The organism is Agromyces sp. PvR057 (assembly GCF_040547485.1).
Lineage (GTDB): Bacteria > Actinomycetota > Actinomycetes > Actinomycetales > Microbacteriaceae > Agromyces.
In genome coordinates this window covers 161,838-180,683 of the sequence record NZ_JBEPPT010000003.1, presented here as the reverse complement: position 1 = coordinate 180,683, position 18,846 = coordinate 161,838, and the positions used below count along the sequence as shown (strand labels likewise).

The following is an 18,846-nucleotide window of genomic DNA, read 5'->3' as shown; positions in this document are numbered from 1 at the left end:
CATGGTCTCGATCAAGGCGAGCGCCGCCGTCTCGCACGTCGGGCGCATTCGCTCGAACAACCAGGACTCCGGCTACGCGGGGCGACGGCTGTTCCTCGTGGCCGACGGCATGGGCGGCCACGCCGGCGGTGACGTCGCGAGCGCGATCGTCACGCAGCGCGTCGCCGACGCCGACGCCGACTACCACTCCGCGCCCGAGGCGGCTGCGGCCCTCGAGGGCGCGCTGATCTCGGCCAACCGACGACTCGCCGAGACCGTCGCAGAGCACTCCGAGCTCACCGGCATGGGCACGACCGCGAGCGCCCTGCTGCTGCACGAGGACCGCGTGGTCATCGCCCACATCGGCGACTCGCGCATCTACCTCCTGCGCTCCGGCGAGCTCAGCCAGATCTCCATCGACCACACGTTCGTGCAACGCCTCGTCGACGCCGGCCGCATCACCGCGGAAGAGGCGATGGTGCATCCGCGCCGATCGGTGCTCATGCGCGTGCTCGGCGACGTCGAGGCATCCCCCGAGATCGACTCGATGGTGCTCGACACGAGGCCGGGCGACCGCTGGCTGATCTGCTCCGACGGACTCTCGGGCGTCGTCTCGTTCGACGAACTGCAGGAGCAGCTCTCCGCCGAAGCAGGCGCCAAGCAGGTGGCCGACCGACTCGTCAAGGCCTCCCTCGACGGCGGCGCGCCCGACAACGTCACCGTCGTGATCGTCGACATCGGCGACCCTGCCGCTCCCGCGACCCCTCCGCTGGTCGTCGGCTCGGCCGCGGCACCGCTCGCGTTCGGCGCCGGCTCCGAGCCGGTGCGGCCCCGCGCCATCCGCCTCACGCCGTTCCGCGCCCACCCCGTGCAGGAGACGCACTTCGAGCCCGACTCCGACGACTTCTTCGACGAGATCCTCGAGGAGGACGCCCGCCGCAGGCGGCGCCGCAGGTGGGTCTGGGGCTTCTGGATCTTCGCGCTCGTCGCGGTGATCGCGGCGGTCGTGATCCTCGGCTACCAGTGGACCCAGACCCGCTACTACGTCGGGGAGTCCAACGGCCGAGTCGCCATCTACCAGGGCATCCAGCAGGACATCGGTCCGATCTCGATGAACGAGCTGTACCGCGAGACGACGATCGACGTCTCCGAGCTCCGCCCCTACGACCAGCAGCGCGTCGAGAAGACGATCACCGCGGGCTCGCTCGCCGATGCGACGAAGATCGTGTCGCGATTGGAGGAGTCCCTTGAGTGACGCCGACGGCTTCGGCGGCCTGATCTCCGGGGGCCAGGTCTCCTCGGCGCAGGCGCCCGCGAACACGCCTCCCGCGGGCATCCGACGCATCCGGATGCCGCAGCGACTGCGCAACCTCGAACTGTGGCTGCTCCTCGTGGCGTGCCTCATCAACGCGAGCTCGATCGTGCTGGTGCAGCTGGGCGCCCTCGGCCGCATCGACACGCAGCTCGTGCTGCTCGGCGCCGGACTCTCGGTGCTCGTGTTCGGCCTCCACATCGCCATGCGCTTCGTCGCGCGCGACGCCGACCCGTTCCTGCTGCCGATCGCGACCGTGCTGAACGGCCTCGGCATCGCGATGATCTACCGCATCGACATCGCCGACGGCGACAGCGGATGGCAGAGCGCGGCCGTGCGCCAGATCGTGTGGAGCGCGATCGCGATCATCTGCGGCATCGTCACGATCCTCGTGATCCGCAACCACCGGGTGCTCTTCCGCTACACCTACGTCGCGGGCTTCGTCGCGATCATCCTCCTCATGCTGCCGCTCGTGCCCGGACTCGGGCAGGCGCGCGGCGGCGCGCAGGTGTGGATCGGCATCGGCGACATCGCCACCTTCCAGCCCGGCGAGATCGCGAAGATCGCGCTGGCCGTCTTCTTCGCGGGCTACCTCGTGCGCAACCGCGACTCGCTCTCGATGGTCGGCAGGAAGTTCCTCGGCATGCGGTTCCCGCGGGCCCGTGATCTCGGCCCGCTGCTCATCGTGTGGGCCCTCTCGATGAGCGTGATCGTGTTCCAGCGCGACCTCGGAACCGCACTGCTCTACTTCGGCCTCTTCCTCGTCATGCTCTACGTCGCGACGAGTCGCCTCTCGTGGGTCGTGCTCGGGCTCTCGCTCTTCCTCGCGGGCGCCCTGATCGCGAGCCAGCTGCTCGACTACGTCAACAACCGCTTCCAGAACTGGCTCGACCCGTTCAGCGAGGCCAGGTACAACGCAGACCTCGGCGGCAGCTACCAGCTCGTGCAGGGCCTGTTCGGCCTCGCCAACGGCGGACTCATCGGCACCGGTTGGGGGCGCGGCAGCCCCGAGCTCACCCCCGTGCCCCAGAGCGACTACATCATCGCCAGCCTCGGCGAGGAGCTCGGCCTCGCCGGCCTGTTCGCGATCCTCGCGCTCTACGTGCTGCTCGTCGCCCGCGGCTTCCGCATCGGCTTCGCCGGCCAGGACGACTTCGGCAAGCTGCTCGGCGTCGGCCTCGCGTTCGTCATCGCCCTGCAGGTGTTCATCGTCGTCGGTGGCGTGACCCGGGTCATCCCGCTGACGGGCCTGACGACGCCGTTCCTCGCCGCGGGCGGCTCCTCGCTCGTGGCCAACTGGATCATCGTGGCGCTGCTGTTGCGGCTCTCCGACACGGTCCGCAACCATCCGAGGCTGGTGATCGACGGATGAACCGCGAACTCAAGCGGGTCAGCATCTTCTCGCTGCTGATGTTCGTGGCGCTCTTCGTCTCCACCACGGTCATCCAGTACTTCTCGGCGAGCGACCTCGCGTCCGACCCGCGCAACGCACGCACGCTCTACGCGAGCTTCTCCGTCGAGCGCGGCCCGATCCTCGTCGACGGAACGCCCGTCGCCTTCTCGCAGCCGTCCGACGACGACTACAAGTTCCTCCGCGTGTACCCGAACGGCCCGCTCTACGCCGGCATCACCGGGTACATCCCCGTGAACGGCGAGGCCACCGGGCTCGAGAGCTCGCTCAACGAGTACCTCAGCGGCCAGGACTCGAGCCAGTTCTTCGACAAGATCAACCGACTCATCTCCGGTCAGGACCCGATGGGCGCGTCGGTGGACATCGCGATCGACCCGGTCGCCCAGCAGGCCGCATGGGACGCCCTCGGCGACTACCAGGGCGCCGTCGTGGTGACCGAACCCGCCACCGGACGCATCCTCGCCATGGTGACCAAGCCCACGTTCGACCCGAACGGCCTCGTCTCGCACGACACCGATGCCGTCGAGGCGACGTACCAGGGGCTGCTCGCCGATCCCAGCGACCCGCTCATCAACCGCGCGACGGGCGGCGACATGAACCCGCCCGGCTCCGTGTTCAAGCTCGTCGTCACCGCGGCTGCGCTCGAGTCGGGACGCTACACGCCCGAGAGCACCTTCCCGAACCCCGGCGAACTCACCCTGCCCGGCACGGACTCGGTCGTGATCAACTCCGGCGGCGGCACCTGCGGCGGGGGCGGCAGCACCGTCACGCTCGCCGACGCACTGCGGTTCTCGTGCAACATCCCGTTCGCCGAGCTCGGCATGGAACTCGGCGACGACGCGATCCGCGAGCAGGCCGAGAAGTTCGGCTTCAACCACGCGTTCGAGATCCCCACCGAGACCGAGGAGAGCGTCTACCCGCGCGGACTCGACGAACCGCAGACCGCGCTCAGCGCCTTCGGCCAGTACACGGTGCGGGCGACCCCTCTGCAGATGGCCGTGGTCTCGGCCACGATCGCCAACGGCGGCATCGTGATGAACCCCAACCTGGTCGACCAGATCACCGCACCCGACTTCACTCCCCTGCAGGAATTCAAGGGCTCCGAATTCGGTCGCGCGATCAGCGAGGACACGGCCAAGACGATGACCGAGATGATGGTCAACGGCGTCGAAACCGGGGCCGCGAGTAATGCAAGAATAGACGGCGTCAGCGTGGCCGGTAAGACGGGTACAGCGGAGAACGGCGAGGATGACCCTTACACCTTGTGGTTCACCGGTTTTGCCCCCGCAGACAACCCTCAGTATGCGATCACGGTACTCGTGGAGGATGGCGGGGGTCTTGGTCAGGAGGGGTACGGCAATCTCATCGCCGCACCCGTCGCAAAGCAGGTACTAGAGGCGGTGCTGAACAAATGAGACCGAGCGCAGGGCTCACCTTCGGGGGGCGCTACGAACTGCAATCCCGCATCGCGATCGGCGGGATGGGCGAGGTGTGGCAGGCGACTGACCTCGTCATCGGCCGACAGGTCGCGATCAAGATCCTGAAGGACGAGTACCTCGGCGACCCGGGCTTCCTCGAGCGCTTCCGCGCCGAGGCCCGCCACGCCGCACTCGTCAACCACGAGGGCATCGCCAACGTCTTCGACTACGGCGAGGAAGAGGGCAGCGCCTACCTCGTCATGGAACTCGTGCCCGGCGAGGCGCTGTCGACGATCCTCGAGCGGGAGCACGTGCTCTCGACCGACAAGGTGCTCGACATCGTCGCGCAGACCGCGAACGCGCTTCAGGCCGCCCACGCGGCCGGCCTCGTGCACCGCGACATCAAGCCGGGCAACCTGCTCATCACGCCCGACGGCCGTGTCAAGATCACCGACTTCGGCATCGCGCGCATCGCCGACCAGGTCCCGCTCACGGCGACCGGCCAGGTCATGGGCACGGTGCAGTACCTCTCTCCCGAGCAGGCCTCAGGCCACCCGGCCTCGCCGACCACCGACATCTACTCGCTCGGCATCGTCGCCTACGAGGCACTCGCCGGCCGTCGACCCTTCACCGGCGAGTCGCAGGTCGCGATCGCCATGGCGCAGATCAACGAGACACCGCCCGACCTGCCCGTCACCGTCTCCGAGCCCGTGCGCAACCTCGTCTACACGTGCATCGCGAAGAACCCGGCCGAGCGCCCGCAGACGGCCGCCCACCTGGCTCGCGCGGCGTCCGCACTGCGTCGCGGCGACGTGCAGGGTGCCGCCGTCGCGGTTCCCGCGGTGCTCGGCCTCGCGGGCGGCGCAGCCGCGGCGACGATGCTCATGCCCCAGCAGGGTGCGACGGCAGCGACGACCGTGCTTCCCACCGGTGCGCCCGGCGCAGAAGACGCCGAAGAAGAGGTCGAGGAGAAGAAGCGCAGCCCCTGGACCTGGCCGCTCATCGTGCTCATCGCGGTGCTCGCGATCGTGCTGATCGGCACGATCATCGCCCTCGCCGTCAACGGCGGCGACGACAAGGCGCCGGCCAGCTCCACGCCGGCGAGCTCCACGCGCAGCACGCCGCCGAGTTCGGCTCCGCCCACGTCCGAGGCCCCGACGACCGCGCAGATCAACGCTGACGACTTCGTCGGGCTCTCCTCCGACGACGCACGCGCCAAGCTCGAAGGTCTCGGCATGGTCGCGAACGGCGTCGAGGGCAACCCCGCCGCAGATCCGTCCGGCACCGGCATCGTGTACGAGGTCAACCCGACCGGACCGGTTCCACTCGGTGCAGAGGTCACGGTCACGTACTACGCGGCTCCCGAGACGCCGACGGCGCCCGGAACGGCGCCCACGGTGACCCCGACGACCGTCGCGCCGAGCGGATCCATCAAGGTCTCCTGGTCGGCCGCGCAGTGCCCCGCCGGACAGACCCGTTCGGGATACCAGGTGAACGTCGAGGGCCCCGCGGCCGCAGCACCGCCGCTCGGTGCCGATGCGACGAACGTGACCATCACGGTCAACGCCGACGCCGCAGACGGTGAAACCATCAACATCAGCTACCTGTACTTCTGCGGTGCCCTGAGCTCGGCCGCCTCTCCGTCGGCCACGGTCACCGTCGTCGCCACCCCGGCTGCCGGGGACGACGACGGCAACTGACGGCACGTGCCGCCCTCGACTCGGGGGCGGCACGACACCGGCATACCGACCGCGACGCGAATGAGAGAGGAATCTGGCGCACGTGACTGACGAAGGACAAGTACTCGCCGGCCGTTACCACGTGGGTCCGCTCATCGGTCGCGGCGGCATGTCCGACGTCCACGTCGGCCAGGACACGAGGCTCGGTCGCCAGGTCGCGATCAAGCTGCTGAAGCCGCAGCTCGCGACCGACCCGGCGTTCCGCATGCGCTTCCGCCAGGAGGCGCAGTCGGCCGCTCGAATGGCCCATCCCACGATCGTGCGCGTCTTCGATGCCGGCGAGGAGACCGTCACCGACGCCTCGGGCCATGAGGTCCAGCTCCCGTTCATCGTCATGGAGTTCGTCGAGGGCCGGCTGCTCAAGGACATCATCCACGACGGCCCGCTCGAGCCCGCGGCGGCCGTCCGCGTCATCGACGGCGTGCTCACCGCGCTCGAGTACTCGCACCGCGCCGGCGTCGTGCACCGCGACATCAAGCCCGGCAACATCATGATCACGACCACCGGCCAGGTGAAGGTCATGGACTTCGGCATCGCACGCGCGGTGTCCGACTCGTCGACCACGGTCGCGCAGACGACGGCAATCCTCGGCACGGCCTCGTACTTCTCCCCCGAGCAGGCCAAGGGCGAGACCGTCGACGCCCGCACCGATCTCTACTCCACGGGCGTCGTGCTCTTCGAGATGCTCACCGGTCGCCCCCCGTTCCGCGGCGACACCCCGGTCGCCGTGGCGTACCAGCATGTCAGCGAGCGCCCGGTCAAGCCGAGCGTCATCAACCCGAAGGTGTCCCCGGCACTCGACGCGGTCGTCATGCACGCCCTCGTGAAGACCCGCGATGGCCGCTACCAGACGGCGGCCGAGTTCCGCGCCGACATCGACACCGCGGCGTCCGGTCGGGTTCCGGTGCACCAGCGCCCCGACGAGTCGACCATGCTCTTCGGCGCCCCGACCGGTTCGCTCTCCACGTCGGAGCTGGCGCTTCGCCAGCTCACCGAAGACGAGACCATGACCCGCACGCAGCGGCGTCCTCCGGCGATCTGGATCTGGTCGGGCATCATCGGCGTCATCGTCATCGTCATCGCCGTCATGTACTGGGCGTTCAACCTCCAGCCGACGGTCGAAGTGCCGTCGAACGCTCGCGAGGTTCCCGCCTTCGTCGACACCACGTACGAAGACGCCGTCGACCAACTGCAGGAGCTGGGCCTGCCAGCCTCGCGCATCGACGAGAACAGCGCCGACGTCGTGGCCGGCAACGTCATTCGCACCGATCCGCCTGCCGGCGAGATCGTCGATGCGAACACGCCGATCACGATCTACGTGTCCGCCGGCCGCGAATCGGTGACCGTCCCCGATGTTCGGAACGCCGCGCTCGAGCAGGCGAAGAAGAGCGTGACCGACGCAGGCCTCGTTCCCGGCACCGAGACGCGCCAGACCTCTCCGACCGTCGCTGCGGACGTCGTGCTCGGCAGCGACCCCGAAGCCGGCGCGGCGGTCGAGTCCGGTTCCACGGTCAACTTCCGCATCTCGAACGGCATGGTGACGCTGCCCGACCTCACCGAGCAGACGCTCGACGCGGCATCCTCCCTGCTCACGGCCGAGAACCTGCAGCTGACCGCGGTGCCCAAGCCAGATCCCGGTTGCGCGTCGCAGCCCGGGTCACCGGTGACGCACCAGTCCCTGCCGCCGGGTGACGTGCCGCAGCACTCGTCGGTCGAACTCACCTACTGCGCCGGGTAGGCATCTCGCCCACCCCGGCGGGACGACCGCGGCGCTCAGACCGCCGTGATCAGACCGCGGCTCTCAGTCCGCGGCGCGCAGCAGCGGGTTGAGCCCGGCGGCCAGCTCGGGAGCCTCGGCGAGGCCCGCGACGGCGAGCCAGTTGCCGAGCATGCGGTAGCCGCCTTCGGTGAGCACGGACTCGGGGTGGAACTGCACTCCGTAGATCGGGGCGCTCACGTGGCGCAGGCCCATGATCACACCGCCCTGGGTGCGGCTCGTCACCTCGAGCTCTGGCGGCAGCGTGCCGTCGACGACGGCGAGCGAGTGATACCTCGTGGCCGTGAACGGCTGCGGCACGCCGTCGTAGAACTCGCTGTCGTCGTGCGCGATGCTCGAGGTCTTGCCGTGCATGAGCTCCTCGGCGTTCGTGACGACGCCGCCGAACGCCTCGGCGATCGCCTGATGGCCGAGGCAGACGCCCAGCAGGGGCGTGCCCGAGGCGAGCGCCGCACGGACGACCGGGATCGAGACCCCTGCGTCGGACGGCTTGCCGGGCCCTGGCGAGAGCAGCACCGCATCGTATGCGGCGATGCGTTCGGCGACCTCGGACTCGGGGAACGTGTCGTTGCGGACCACCTCGGTCTCGGCGCCGAGCTCCTGCAGGTAGCCGTTCAGCGTATAGACGAAGCTGTCGTAGTTGTCGATGACGAGGATTCGGGTCATTGGTCCACCGTGACGTCGATCGGGTTGACGATGCCGTCGACCCAGGGGAACACCCACGTGAAGAGGGCGTAGACCGCGGCCGCGATGAGCAGCAGCAGCAGGATGATGCGCAGCCAGATCGGTCCGGGCAGGACCCGCCACAACGCTCCGTACACGCTCACGACCCCCAGGTTGCGACGATGTCGGCGATCTCGGCCGGCGGTCCGGCGGATGCGGGCTGCCACGAGTCGAGCACGCCGTAGGCGATGAGCCGCTCAGCCGTCGAGTAGAGCGGGTTGCACGTGGTCAGCGTGATGATGCGGTCGGTCGGCTGCACCGTCGGCTGGTGCGGCACGGCGGCCAGGACGTCGACCGTGGACGGCGTGACGTACTCGAAGTCACGGAACCGGTAGGTGTACCAGCCGTCTTTCGTCTGGATGTAGATGGGGTCGCCGAGCTGGAACTGCTCGATCTCGTGCATGCCACCGCCGTAGGCGCTGCGGTGCGAGGCGATCGCGAAGTTGCCGACCTGGCCCGGCATCTGCGTGCCGGGATAGTGTCCGACGCCCGTCTCGAAGCTGTTCAGCACGTCGGTGCTGTATCCCTCGGCGATCTGGCGCACGGAGTCGTGCGTGCCGGGGGCATCGAACCGGGGCACGTACATGACGGCGAACGCCTCACCGTGCGGATACTCGGCCGGACCGACGACGGGATCGCCGTAGTCCGCGGGCGCCGGCGCCGGCGCGTCTCCGTGCTCGGCGCGCGCCTGCTCGTTCCAGTCGGCGCTCTGCGCGGATGCCGCGGCCGACTGCTGCCCGGCCATGATCGCGTCGTTCCACCAGAGCTGCCAACCCAGGAACAGCAGGATGAGCACGCCGGCCGTGAGCAGCAGCTCGCCGAAGACGCCGACGACGCTGACCTTGTGCCGAGGCTTGGCCGCGTCTGCCGCGGCGCTGCGTCGCCCACGGTCACGACGGCGACCATCGGGTGACGACTCGGACATGAGGACGATTCTATTCGGCCGCGACGCCCCTCGGCTGTGAGTCGTGCTCGCTCTCGGATAGAATCGCCCGCATGGCACGTACGAAATCCCCCAAGCCCGCGCGCGCGGAGCAGGCGAGCGGCGAAGAAGCCCCGAACCCTGTCTGGTTCAAGCCCGTCATGTTCGGCTTCATGCTGCTCGGACTCGCCTGGATCATCGTCTTCTACGTGAGTCAGGGCAAGCTGCCCATCGCAGACCTCGGCTCGTGGAACATCCTCATCGGCTTCGGCATCGCGTTCATCGGCTTCCTGATGACGACGCGCTGGCGCTGAGCCGACTCCACTGCATCACTGAAGACGGGCGGATGCGACATCCGCCCGTTTTGTGTGCCCTGAGCCCTTTTCATGCGACTCCGAACGCCACAATTACACGCGTGTAACTCTCTCCCCAGTTGTGGATGGAGCTGTGGATAATCAGAACGATGCGAGCTTCGCCCCGGCCACCACAGTGCCGACGACGAGCAGCGCGACGCTGAACGCGATGAGGAGTGCGATCTGCATGCCGCGGCGCGAACGGTTCCTCGTCTCGAGGTAGATGAGGCCGACGAGCGCACCGCCCACGAGTCCTCCGAGGTGCGCCTGCCAGGAGATGTTCGCGCCTGGGAGGAACCCGATGCCGAGGTTGATGGCGAGCAGGATGTAGAGCTGCGTCAGGTTGCCGCCGAGGCGCCGCTGGATCACGACGAACGCGCCCATCAGGCCGAAGATCGCGCCGGAGGCGCCGAGCACCCACCCGAGCGGCGCCGCGAGCAGCACGACGCCGACCGACCCCGCGAGGCCGCTGATCAGGTAGAGCGCGAGGAAGCGCACGCGCCCGAGCATGGGCTCGAGCAGTTGGCCGAACAGCCAGAGCGTGTACATGTTCAGCAGGAGGTGCAGGATCGACCCGTGCAGGAACACGCTGGTGAGCGCCCGCCACGGCTCGTAGCTCTCGAGCGACATCGCCTGCGGGAGGAACGCGAAGTGCAGGGCGATCACCGGTCCGAGCAGCCACTGCAGGGCGTACACCAGCACCGATATGCCGATGAGGGAATACGTGACCACGGGCGCACCGCGTTCCGCGGCCGCACGGAACCTGGTGATGACCGCCGGCTTCGTTCGCGGCGCCGAAGCGCGCTGATCACGCATGCATTCCGGGCAGATCACGCCGACGGGCGCCGGTGTCTGGCATTCGCCGCACACCGTGCGCCCGCAGCGTTGGCAGAGCACGAAACTCTGACGGTCGGGATGCCGGTAGCAGAAGTTCGCGCGATCCGCGCCGGCATCCGTCACCTGATCGTCAGACCTGCTCGACGGTGACGCTCTCGATGACGACGTCGTCGAGCGGTCGGTCACGGCCGTCGGTGGGCACGGAGGCGAGCTTGTCGACGATCGCCTGGCTCTCGGCATCCGTCACCTTGCCGAAGATGCTGTGCTTGCCCTGCAGCCAGGTGGTCGGACCGACCGTGATGAAGAACTGCGAGCCGTTGGTGCCACGGCCGCCCTGGATGCCGGCGTTGGCCATGGCGAGCACGTACGGCTCGGTGAAGTCGAGCTCGGGGTTGATCTCGTCGTCGAACTGGTAACCCGGTCCGCCGACGCCCTGGCCGAGCGGGTCGCCGCCCTGGATCATGAAGCCGGGGATGATGCGGTGGAAGACGACACCGTCGTAGAGCGGGTCGTTGGACTTCTGCCCCGTTGCGGGGTGGGTCCACTCGATCTCGCCGGTCGCGAGGCCGACGAAGTTCTTCACCGTCTTCGGTGCGTGATGTCCGTAGAGGTCGACCTTGATGGGACCGAGGCTGGTGTTGAGCGTCGCGACTGCAGTATGAATCGGCATTCCCATATTCTGTCACGCGCTGATTCGTCAAGGGGAACGGCCGTTTGCGACTCCCACCCCGCTTCCAGCTGTTTCGGTGGCAAGATGGAGTGATTCGCTGCACATCGATGGAGGGTCAGATGAGCCTGTCACGCAAGCGCCAGAAGGAACTCAAGCGGCTGCGCAGTAGTGCCGAAGATCTGTGGGGAGACCAGCAGGAGGTGCTGGATCGCGCGAACGCCGTCGCACGTGAGGTGAGCCGCCAGTTGAGCGCAATCACCCACGAGGAGGTCGTTCCGCGCGTGCGCACCGGCTACGAGAGCCACGTTCGCCCCCGGCTCGGCCAGGCGCGCGAGCTCGCTTCGACCGCCGGCGACGGCATCGAGCGCACGCTCGGGTCCGCACTCGGATCGGTGCTGTCGATCGGCGACATCGCCAACGACACGCGCGTGCGCCGCGCCGTCAAGCGCGTCTCGCCCACGGCGGCCGCCGTCGTGGCGAAGAAGAGCGGCCCAGGCTTCGGCGCGTACCTCGCCATCGGCGCGGGCATCGCCATCGCGTCCGGCATCGCGTATGCCGTCTGGCAGACGTTCCGCGCCGACGACGAGCTGTGGGTCGCCGATGACGAGCCCGGCCCCGCCAGCACGTCTTCGCCGGCGCTCTAGCCGACCGGCATCGTTGAAAGGTCCCGCCCGACGGCGGGACCTTTCGCGCGCCCGCACGCCGTCGCTTCCCGTTCCCAACGCCGTTCGCGTTCAGGGCCTGCACTGAACTTCGAGCGAATTCACGATTCACGCTTGCGCTCCCTGTGAATCTGCCGGTATGTTCGTGTCTCGGCGAACCCGCCCTGACCTATGAGAGGAGTTGAGTCCCATGAACAAGCACATCTTCACTGAGCTGCACACCGGATTCCTCCTCGTTTCCGTAGCCGGCTGAATCGTCCCGAACGACGCGCACCCGCGTGCGTGATCGTCACTCCGCCTGATCCGGCGTGAGACTCGTCTCCACTCGCGACTGCGTCGCGGTCCGGGCATCGAGCCGCCTCGTCCCGATCTCGCGCGATCAGCGCCTTCGCGTCTGATCCTCCCCGCTGCACGCCGCTGCGGCTCGCGCCATGCGAATCGCATCACCGGCGGCCGCCGACCGCGCTTCCTGCGCGCTCGATCGAACCTCCCCCCGCCGGCATCCCGTCGCGCGGATCTTCCCACCTCCAACGAAGGAATCATCGTGAACACCACGTCACTCACGGTCACCCGCCCCGTTCCGGGACGCGCGACCATGTACCAACCGCGGGCCCTCGGCCTGCAGGAACGAGCGGCCCGGCGACTCGGCCTGGCGCTCCTCGACTGGAGTCGGCGCCGCGAGGCGCTCCGCTCCCCCGAGACGGTGCTGCTCCGCCGGCACACAGAGCTCGAGGTACAGGCCGTCACGTACGAACTGCACCGACAGCTCGCCACGCGCGGGAATCCGGTGATCTGATGCCCGCGGCATCCGTTCCCACCGGCCGTCACGGGTCGGACCCGGGTCATCGCGACCTGGTCCGGCCCGTGCGCGGCATCATCATCGTGAACGCCGGGCGCGGCGCGCGGCCTGCGCCGTACGGGCCGACCTCGGGACTGACGGCACCCACGACGGGTACGGCACCACGCCGAGGGCGGAGCGCGGCACCACGCTCCGTTGTCGGGGTCGTGCAGTCAGCCTGTCGCCGAGTCCCGGCGGCGCACCTGCCGGTCGGCCAGGAGGCCAGCAGTTCGGTCAGGTCAGGTCGCGTGGGTGCGGCCAGGCCGCTGAGGGCACGCCGTCTGCCGGCTCATCGGCGTTCAACTGCAGGGCGATGTCGACGAGGCCGACCTTCTTCAGCGACGGCAGCGCCTCGAGCGCGAACCACCTCGCCTCATCGCTCGAACCGCCCACCTCGTTCCGCAGCGTTCCGCCCGTGACATGGGCCCGATAGACGACACGCATGCCGTACAGCGGCGCAGTACCGCTGATGCGCTTGCTCGCCGGCACGATCATGGTGTCGATGCCCAGCAGTCGATCCACCGCCGCCTCGTGGCCCGTCTCCTCGCGCACCTCGCGCACGACGGCCACGGCGGGATGCTCGTCGCCCTCGATGCCGCCGCCGGGCAGGGTCCATCCGGAGCGGCCGTGCTCGTTCCAGTGCGCGAGCAGGATCTCACCGTCTCGGATGATGACGGCGTACGCGGCGATGCGGATGTCCATCCGCATACTGTAACCGTTGCACGCCAGCCGCAGTCGATGCAGTCGACCGGAACAGTGCTGGTGTGGTGGAGGCCGGCGGAGGTGTACGCGCGGCCGGAAACTGTGGAGCCTAGGAGATTCGAACTCCTGACATCCTGCTTGCAAAGCAGGCGCTCTACCAACTGAGCTAAGGCCCCGGTTCGGATGCCAGTGGCATCCGAGGTATGGAGTTGTGGAGTGGGGATACGAGGACTTGAACCTCGGACCTCTTCGTTATCAGCGAAGCGCTCTAACCGCCTGAGCTATATCCCCGAATTTCGGCCGTGGAAAAGACTACCTGAAGGTCGCCGAGAATCCGAATCGAGCCGAAAAGGCCATCAGTTGTTGGTGAATCCGACGAGGATTCCGCCGGTGATCTTGACGCTCAGGTTGTACAGGACGGCCAGGATCGCACCGAGCGCGGTGGTCACGACGAGGTTCAGCAGCGCCGCGACGATGGCGAAGCCCATGACGTTTCCGAGCGAGAGCACGGCCGTCAGGTCGGTGCCTGCACCCGCGACATCCTGGACCAGCGAGTTCAGGTTCTCGAAGATGCCCGTCGAGCTGAGCACGGTGTGCACGAGGAACGTGACCACGATGCTCACCACGGCCAGCGCGACCGCGATCAGGAAGGACAGCTTCACGGCGGACCAGAAGTCGATGTAGACCAACCGCAGGCGAACCTGCTTGGCCGCCGGTCGGCGGTTCGATTTGCGTGCGAGCTTCTCGGCAACGCTACTCATAGACGGTTACTCCTCTCCCGTGGTCTCGTCCGCTTCGGTTTCTGCGGCTTCCTCCACGAGATTCCGTTCGGAATTCTTCGCGATCGCGATGATCCGGTCGGCTTCGGCGAACTTCGCGAAGACGACGCCCATCGTGTCCCTGCCCTTGGCGGGAACCTCGGCGACGTCAGAGCGTACCACCTTGCCGCTGGCAAGAACCACAAGCACCTCATCGGTGCGCGAGACGATCAACGCACCCGCGAGGTCGCCGCGATCGTCGTTCAACTTGGCGACCTTGATGCCCAGACCGCCGCGCTGCTGCTTGCGGTACTCCTCGATGCGCGTGCTCTTGGCATACCCACCCTCGGTGACCACGAACACGTACGTGTCGGTCGGGCTGAGCTTCTGGCCGGCGACGTCGGCTGCGGCATCCGGAGCGGAATCGAGCGCGTCCAGCGATGACTCGGGGTCGGAGTGCGCGACGACGGAAGCCTCGAGCAGGCTGTCTCCGTCGCGGAAGCTCATGCCCTTGACTCCAGAGGTCGATCGCCCCATGGGACGCAGGGCCTCGTCGGTCGCCTCGAATCGGAGGGACATGCCCTTGCGCGAGACGAGCAGGATCTCGTCGTGCTCATCGGCGAGCATGGCCGAGACGAGCTCGTCGCCCTCTCGGAGGTTGATCGCGATGACGCCGCGCGAACGGTTCGTGTCATAGGCCGTCAGTTCGGTCTTCTTGACGAGGCCATCGCGCGTGGCGAGCACGAGGTACTGGGCCACCGCGTAGTCGCGGATGTCGAGGATCTCGGCGACCTGCTCGTCGGGCTGCAGCTCGAGGAGGTTCGCGAGGTGCTGGCCCTTGGCGTCGCGGCCGCCCTCCTGCAGTTCGTAGGTCTTCGCGCGGTACACGCGTCCCATGTTCGTGAAGAAGAGGAGCCAGTGGTGGGTCGTCGTCACGAAGAAGTGCTCGACGACGTCGTCGGCGCGCAACTGCGCACCCTTGACGCCCTTGCCGCCACGGTGCTGCGATCGGTAGTTGTCGCTGCGCGTGCGCTTGACGTATCCGCCGCGCGTGACGGTGACCACCATCTCCTCTTCGGGGATGAGGTCTTCGACCGACATGTCGCCGTCGTAGCCGGGCATGATCTGCGTGCGGCGGTCGTCGCCGTACTTGTCGACGATCTCGGCGAGCTCCTCGGAGATGATCGTGCGCTGCCGCTCGGGCGACGCGATGATCGCGCGGTAGTCGGCGATCTCGTTCTCGAGCTTCTCGGCCTCTTCCGTGATCTTCTGGCGCTCGAGGGCCGCGAGACGACGCAGCTGCAGCTCGAGGATCGCGCGAGCCTGCAGCTCGTCGATCGTGAGCAGGTCGATCAGGCCGTCGCGGGCCTCTTCGACGGTCGGCGATCGGCGGATGAGCGCGATGACCTCGTCGAGCGCGTCGAGCGCCTTGAGGTACGCGCGGAGGATGTGCATGCGCGCTTCGGCCTCGCGCAGGAGGTACTGCGTGCGGCGCACGATGACCTCGACCTGGTGGTCGACCCAGTGCGCGATGAAGCCGTCGATCGAGAGCGTGCGGGGCACGCCGTCGACGATCGCGAGCATGTTCGCGCCGAAGTTCTCCTGGAGCGGGGTGTGCTTGTAGAGGTTGTTCAGCACGACCTTGGCGACGGCGTCGCGCTTGAGCACGAGCACGAGGCGCTGGCCGGTTCGGCCCGACGTCTCATCGCGGATGTCGGCGATGCCGCTGAGCTTGCCGTCCTTGACCATGTCGGCGATCTTGATCGCCAGGTTGTCGGGGTTGACCTGGTAGGGCAGCTCGGTGACGACGAGGCAGGTGCGGCCCTGGAGCTCTTCGACCGAGACGACCGCGCGCATCGTGATCGATCCGCGACCCGTGCGATAGGCGTCGTTGATGCCCTTGACGCCGAGGATCTGCGCACCGGTCGGGAAGTCGGGTCCCTTGATGCGCTGGATCAGCGCCTCCTGCAGCTCCTCGCGGGATGCCTCGGGGTGCTCGAGGTACCACTGGGCGCCGGATGCCACTTCGCGCAGGTTGTGCGGCGGGATGTTCGTGGCCATGCCGACCGCGATGCCGACCGAGCCGTTGACGAGCAGGTTCGGGAATCGCGCGGGCAGGATCGACGGCTCCTGCGTGCGACCGTCGTAGTTGTCCTGGAAGTCGACGGTCTCCTTCTCGATGTCGCGCACCATCTCGAGCGCGAGCGGAGCCATCTTGGTCTCGGTGTATCGCGGGGCTGCGGCGCCGTCGTTGCCCGGCGAGCCGAAGTTGCCCTGTCCGAGCGCGAGCGGGTAGCGCAGGCTCCACGGCTGCACGAGTCGCACGAGCGCGTCGTAGATGGCCGTGTCACCGTGCGGGTGGAACTGGCCCATGACGTCGCCGACCACGCGAGCGCACTTCGAGAACGCCTTGTCGGGGCGGTAGCCGCCGTCGTACATCGCGTAGATCACGCGGCGGTGCACCGGCTTGAGGCCGTCGCGGACATCGGGCAGCGCGCGCCCGACGATGACGCTCATCGCGTAGTCGAGGTACGACCGCTGCATCTCGAGCTGCAGGTCGACCTGGTCGATGCGCCCGTGGATGCCGTGGCCGCCGGTGGTCTCGTCGCCGCCCGCGCCGGGCTCGATCACATCAGATGTCAAGGAAACGCACGTCCTTCGCGTTCTTCTGGATGAAGTTGCGGCGGCTCTCGACGTCTTCGCCCATCAGGGTCGAGAAGATCTCGTCGGCGGCGGCCGCGTCGTCCATGGTGACCTGCAGCAGCGTGCGGGTCTCGGGGTTCATCGTGGTCTCCCAGAGTTCCTGGTGGTTCATCTCGCCGAGACCCTTGTAGCGCTGCACGCCGTTGTCCTTCGGGATGCGCCATCCCCTCGCCTGCCCCTCGACGAGCAGCGCGTCGCGCTCCCGGTCGGAGTAGACGTACTCGTGCTCGGCGTTCGTCCACTTGAGGCGGTACAGCGGCGGCTGCGCGAGGTACACGTAGCCGAACTCGATGAGCGGCCGCATGTAGCGGAAGAGCAGGGTGAGCAGCAGCGTCGTGATGTGCTGGCCGTCGACGTCGGCGTCGGCCATGAGCACGATCTTGTGGTACCTGGCCTTGTCGGTGTTGAAGTCCTCGCCGATGCCGGCGCCGAAGGCCGTGATCATGGCCTGCACCTCGGCGTTGGCGAGGGCACGGTCGAGCCTGGCCTTCTCGACGTTCAGGATCTTTCCGCGCAGCGGGAGGATCGCCTGGGTCTCTGGGTTGCGACCCTGCACGGCGGAACCGCCGGCCGAGTCGCCCTCGACGATGAAGATCTCGGAGACCGAAGGATCCTTCGAGGAGCAATCCTTGAGCTTGCCCGGCATGCCGCCGGACTCGAGGAGGCCCTTGCGCCGGGTGGCCTCGCGCGCCTTGCGCGCAGCGAGTCGAGCCGTCGCGGCCTGGATCGCCTTGCGGATGATCTCGCGAGCCTGCGTCGGGTTGCGCTCGAACCAGTCGCCGAGCTGGTCGGCCGTGACCTTCTGCACGAAGGACTTCGCCTCGGTGTTGCCGAGCTTGGTCTTCGTCTGGCCTTCGAACTGCGGCTCGCCGAGCTTGACCGAGATGACCGCGGTCAGGCCCTCGCGAACGTCGTCACCGGAGAGGTTGTCGTCCTTCTCCTTGATGATGTTCTTCTCGCGGGCGTACCGGTTGACCAGCGTCGTGAGCGCGGCGCGGAAGCCCTCTTCGTGGGTGCCGCCCTCATGGGTGTTGATCGTGTTCGCGTAGGTGTGCACCGACTCGGAGTACGCGGTGGTCCACTGCATCGCGACCTCGAGCGCGATCTTGCGCTCGGGGTCCTCGGACTCGAACGAGATGATCTCGTCGTTCACGACGTCGTTCTTCTTCGAGCGGTTGAGGTACTCGACGTAGTCGACGAGGCCGCGCTCGTAGAGGAACGTGTCGGTGCGAGGTGCCGCAGGATCCGCCTCGTGCTCCGCGGTGTCCTCGTGCGAGACCTCGTCGTGTCCTGCGCGGAGATCGGTGAGCGTGATGCGCAGGCCCTTGTTCAGGAAGGCCATCTGCTGGAAGCGGGTGCGGAGCGTCTCGTAGTCGAACTCGAGCGTCTCGAAGATGCCGCCGTCGGGCCAGAACGTGATCGTGGTGCCGGTCTCGGCGCTCTCGCCGACCTGGGCCAGGGGTGCCTGGGGCACGCCGCCGTCGCGGTAGGACTGGGTCCAGACCTGCCCCTGCTGCCGCACCTCGACGTCGAGGCGCGTCGACAACGCGTTGACGACCGAGGATCCGACGCCGTGCAGACCGCCCGAGACGGCATAGGCGCCGCCGCCGAACTTGCCGCCGGCGTGCAGCACGGTGAGCACGACCTCGACGGTCGACTTGCCCTCGGTCTTGTGGATGCCGACCGGGATGCCACGGCCGTTGTCGACGACGCGCACGGCGCCGTCGGGCAGGATCGTGACGTCGATGGCGTCGGCGTAGCCCGCGAGCGCCTCGTCGACGGAGTTGTCGACGATCTCGTAGACGAGGTGGTGGAGTCCTCGTGGCCCGGTCGATCCGATGTACATTCCAGGCCGCTTGCGAACCGCTTCGAGGCCCTCGAGTACCTGGATCGCATCGGCGCCGTATTCAGGCGCGCTCTCGGCCTTCGTCGGTTCAGCTGTCATGGGTGAATCGGGCTCCAAACCGTCGTACTGGCGACTCTCGATCCTATCAAACAGACCCGCGCGAGCAGCCCGGAATTGCCGTTCTCAGACGATCTCG

17 protein-coding genes and 2 tRNA genes are annotated in these 18,846 nt (G+C 67.8%); 8 read left to right on the top strand and 11 right to left on the bottom strand.

The window, feature by feature from the left end; genetic code table 11:
- Window position 1 precedes the first annotated feature (1 nt).
- The 5 genes from ABIC29_RS13555 (at window position 2) to pknB (ending at window position 7,597) form a co-directional block, all read left to right on the top strand.
- Entirely contained in the window at window positions 2–1,234 is a 1,233-nt protein-coding gene (locus ABIC29_RS13555) for a PP2C family protein-serine/threonine phosphatase (RefSeq protein WP_116080109.1), read from the top strand.
- 94 nt (window positions 1,235–1,328) lie between these two features.
- A complete protein-coding gene (locus tag ABIC29_RS13550; RefSeq protein ID WP_116082028.1) occupies window positions 1,329–2,663 on the top strand; it encodes an FtsW/RodA/SpoVE family cell cycle protein in 1,335 nt (444 codons plus the stop codon).
- Window positions 2,660–4,117 carry a peptidoglycan D,D-transpeptidase FtsI family protein gene (locus ABIC29_RS13545; RefSeq protein ID WP_116080108.1) on the top strand — a complete coding sequence of 486 codons (1,458 nt, stop codon included), beginning with the start codon at window positions 2,660–2,662 and terminating at the stop codon, window positions 4,115–4,117. The genes ABIC29_RS13550 and ABIC29_RS13545 overlap by 4 nt, the downstream gene beginning before the upstream one ends.
- Complete coding sequence (locus ABIC29_RS13540; protein ID WP_116080107.1) at window positions 4,114–5,820, top strand: protein kinase domain-containing protein; 1,707 nt, start codon at window positions 4,114–4,116, stop codon at window positions 5,818–5,820. The genes ABIC29_RS13545 and ABIC29_RS13540 overlap by 4 nt, the downstream gene beginning before the upstream one ends.
- 82 nt (window positions 5,821–5,902) lie before the next feature.
- On the top strand, window positions 5,903–7,597 hold the full coding sequence (pknB, locus tag ABIC29_RS13535) for a Stk1 family PASTA domain-containing Ser/Thr kinase (RefSeq protein WP_116080106.1): 1,695 nt from the start codon (window positions 5,903–5,905) through the stop codon (window positions 7,595–7,597).
- A gap of 63 nt (window positions 7,598–7,660) precedes the next feature.
- Here the strand turns inward: pknB and ABIC29_RS13530 are convergent, their stop codons facing one another.
- From ABIC29_RS13530 to ABIC29_RS13520, 3 genes are read right to left on the bottom strand one after another with little or no spacing between them, the layout of a single operon-like run.
- Window positions 7,661–8,302, bottom strand: a complete 642-nt coding sequence (locus tag ABIC29_RS13530) for an anthranilate synthase component II (protein WP_116080105.1) — start codon at window positions 8,300–8,302, stop codon at window positions 7,661–7,663.
- The gene (locus ABIC29_RS13525) at window positions 8,299–8,463 is read right to left on the bottom strand and encodes a hypothetical protein (protein ID WP_158551708.1); all 165 of its coding nucleotides are present in this window, start codon (window positions 8,461–8,463) and stop codon (window positions 8,299–8,301) included. The genes ABIC29_RS13530 and ABIC29_RS13525 overlap by 4 nt, the downstream gene beginning before the upstream one ends.
- On the bottom strand, window positions 8,460–9,284 hold the full coding sequence (locus tag ABIC29_RS13520; RefSeq protein WP_116080104.1) for a class E sortase: 825 nt from the start codon (window positions 9,282–9,284) through the stop codon (window positions 8,460–8,462). The genes ABIC29_RS13525 and ABIC29_RS13520 overlap by 4 nt, the downstream gene beginning before the upstream one ends.
- 71 nt (window positions 9,285–9,355) lie before the next feature.
- On the opposite strand from ABIC29_RS13520, the gene ABIC29_RS13515 reads away from it, so the two are divergent.
- Complete coding sequence (locus ABIC29_RS13515; protein ID WP_116080103.1) at window positions 9,356–9,595, top strand: cell division protein CrgA; 240 nt, start codon at window positions 9,356–9,358, stop codon at window positions 9,593–9,595.
- Between the two features lie 141 nt (window positions 9,596–9,736).
- On the opposite strand, the gene ABIC29_RS13510 is transcribed toward ABIC29_RS13515, so the two are convergent.
- A complete protein-coding gene (locus ABIC29_RS13510; protein ID WP_354246097.1) occupies window positions 9,737–10,366 on the bottom strand; it encodes a rhomboid family intramembrane serine protease in 630 nt (209 codons plus the stop codon).
- A gap of 235 nt (window positions 10,367–10,601) precedes the next feature.
- Entirely contained in the window at window positions 10,602–11,141 is a 540-nt protein-coding gene (locus ABIC29_RS13505) for a peptidylprolyl isomerase (protein ID WP_116082025.1), read from the bottom strand.
- Window positions 11,142–11,260: 119 nt separating this feature from the next.
- On the opposite strand from ABIC29_RS13505, the gene ABIC29_RS13500 reads away from it, so the two are divergent.
- Entirely contained in the window at window positions 11,261–11,785 is a 525-nt protein-coding gene (locus ABIC29_RS13500) for a hypothetical protein (RefSeq protein ID WP_116080101.1), read from the top strand.
- 562 nt (window positions 11,786–12,347) lie between these two features.
- The gene (locus tag ABIC29_RS13495; RefSeq protein WP_116080100.1) at window positions 12,348–12,599 is read left to right on the top strand and encodes a hypothetical protein; all 252 of its coding nucleotides are present in this window, start codon (window positions 12,348–12,350) and stop codon (window positions 12,597–12,599) included.
- Window positions 12,600–12,875: 276 nt separating this feature from the next.
- Here ABIC29_RS13495 and ABIC29_RS13490 read toward each other — a convergent pair whose 3' ends face one another.
- From ABIC29_RS13490 to gyrB, 6 genes are all read right to left on the bottom strand, one after another.
- Complete coding sequence (locus ABIC29_RS13490) at window positions 12,876–13,343, bottom strand: NUDIX hydrolase (protein WP_354246092.1); 468 nt, start codon at window positions 13,341–13,343, stop codon at window positions 12,876–12,878.
- A gap of 103 nt (window positions 13,344–13,446) precedes the next feature.
- A tRNA-Ala gene (locus ABIC29_RS13485) sits at window positions 13,447–13,519 on the bottom strand.
- 41 nt (window positions 13,520–13,560) lie between these two features.
- A tRNA-Ile gene (locus ABIC29_RS13480) sits at window positions 13,561–13,634 on the bottom strand.
- A 65-nt stretch (window positions 13,635–13,699) separates the two neighbouring features.
- Window positions 13,700–14,104, bottom strand: a complete 405-nt coding sequence (locus tag ABIC29_RS13475) for a DUF3566 domain-containing protein (protein WP_055854086.1) — start codon at window positions 14,102–14,104, stop codon at window positions 13,700–13,702.
- Window positions 14,105–14,110: 6 nt separating this feature from the next.
- Window positions 14,111–16,645 (bottom strand): DNA gyrase subunit A, encoded by a 2,535-nt coding sequence (gene gyrA, locus ABIC29_RS13470; RefSeq protein WP_502915493.1) that lies wholly within the window; start codon window positions 16,643–16,645, stop codon window positions 14,111–14,113.
- An 88-nt stretch (window positions 16,646–16,733) separates the two neighbouring features.
- On the bottom strand, window positions 16,734–18,749 hold the full coding sequence (gene gyrB, locus ABIC29_RS13465) for a DNA topoisomerase (ATP-hydrolyzing) subunit B (RefSeq protein WP_116080097.1): 2,016 nt from the start codon (window positions 18,747–18,749) through the stop codon (window positions 16,734–16,736).
- Window positions 18,750–18,846: the final 97 nt, after the last annotated feature.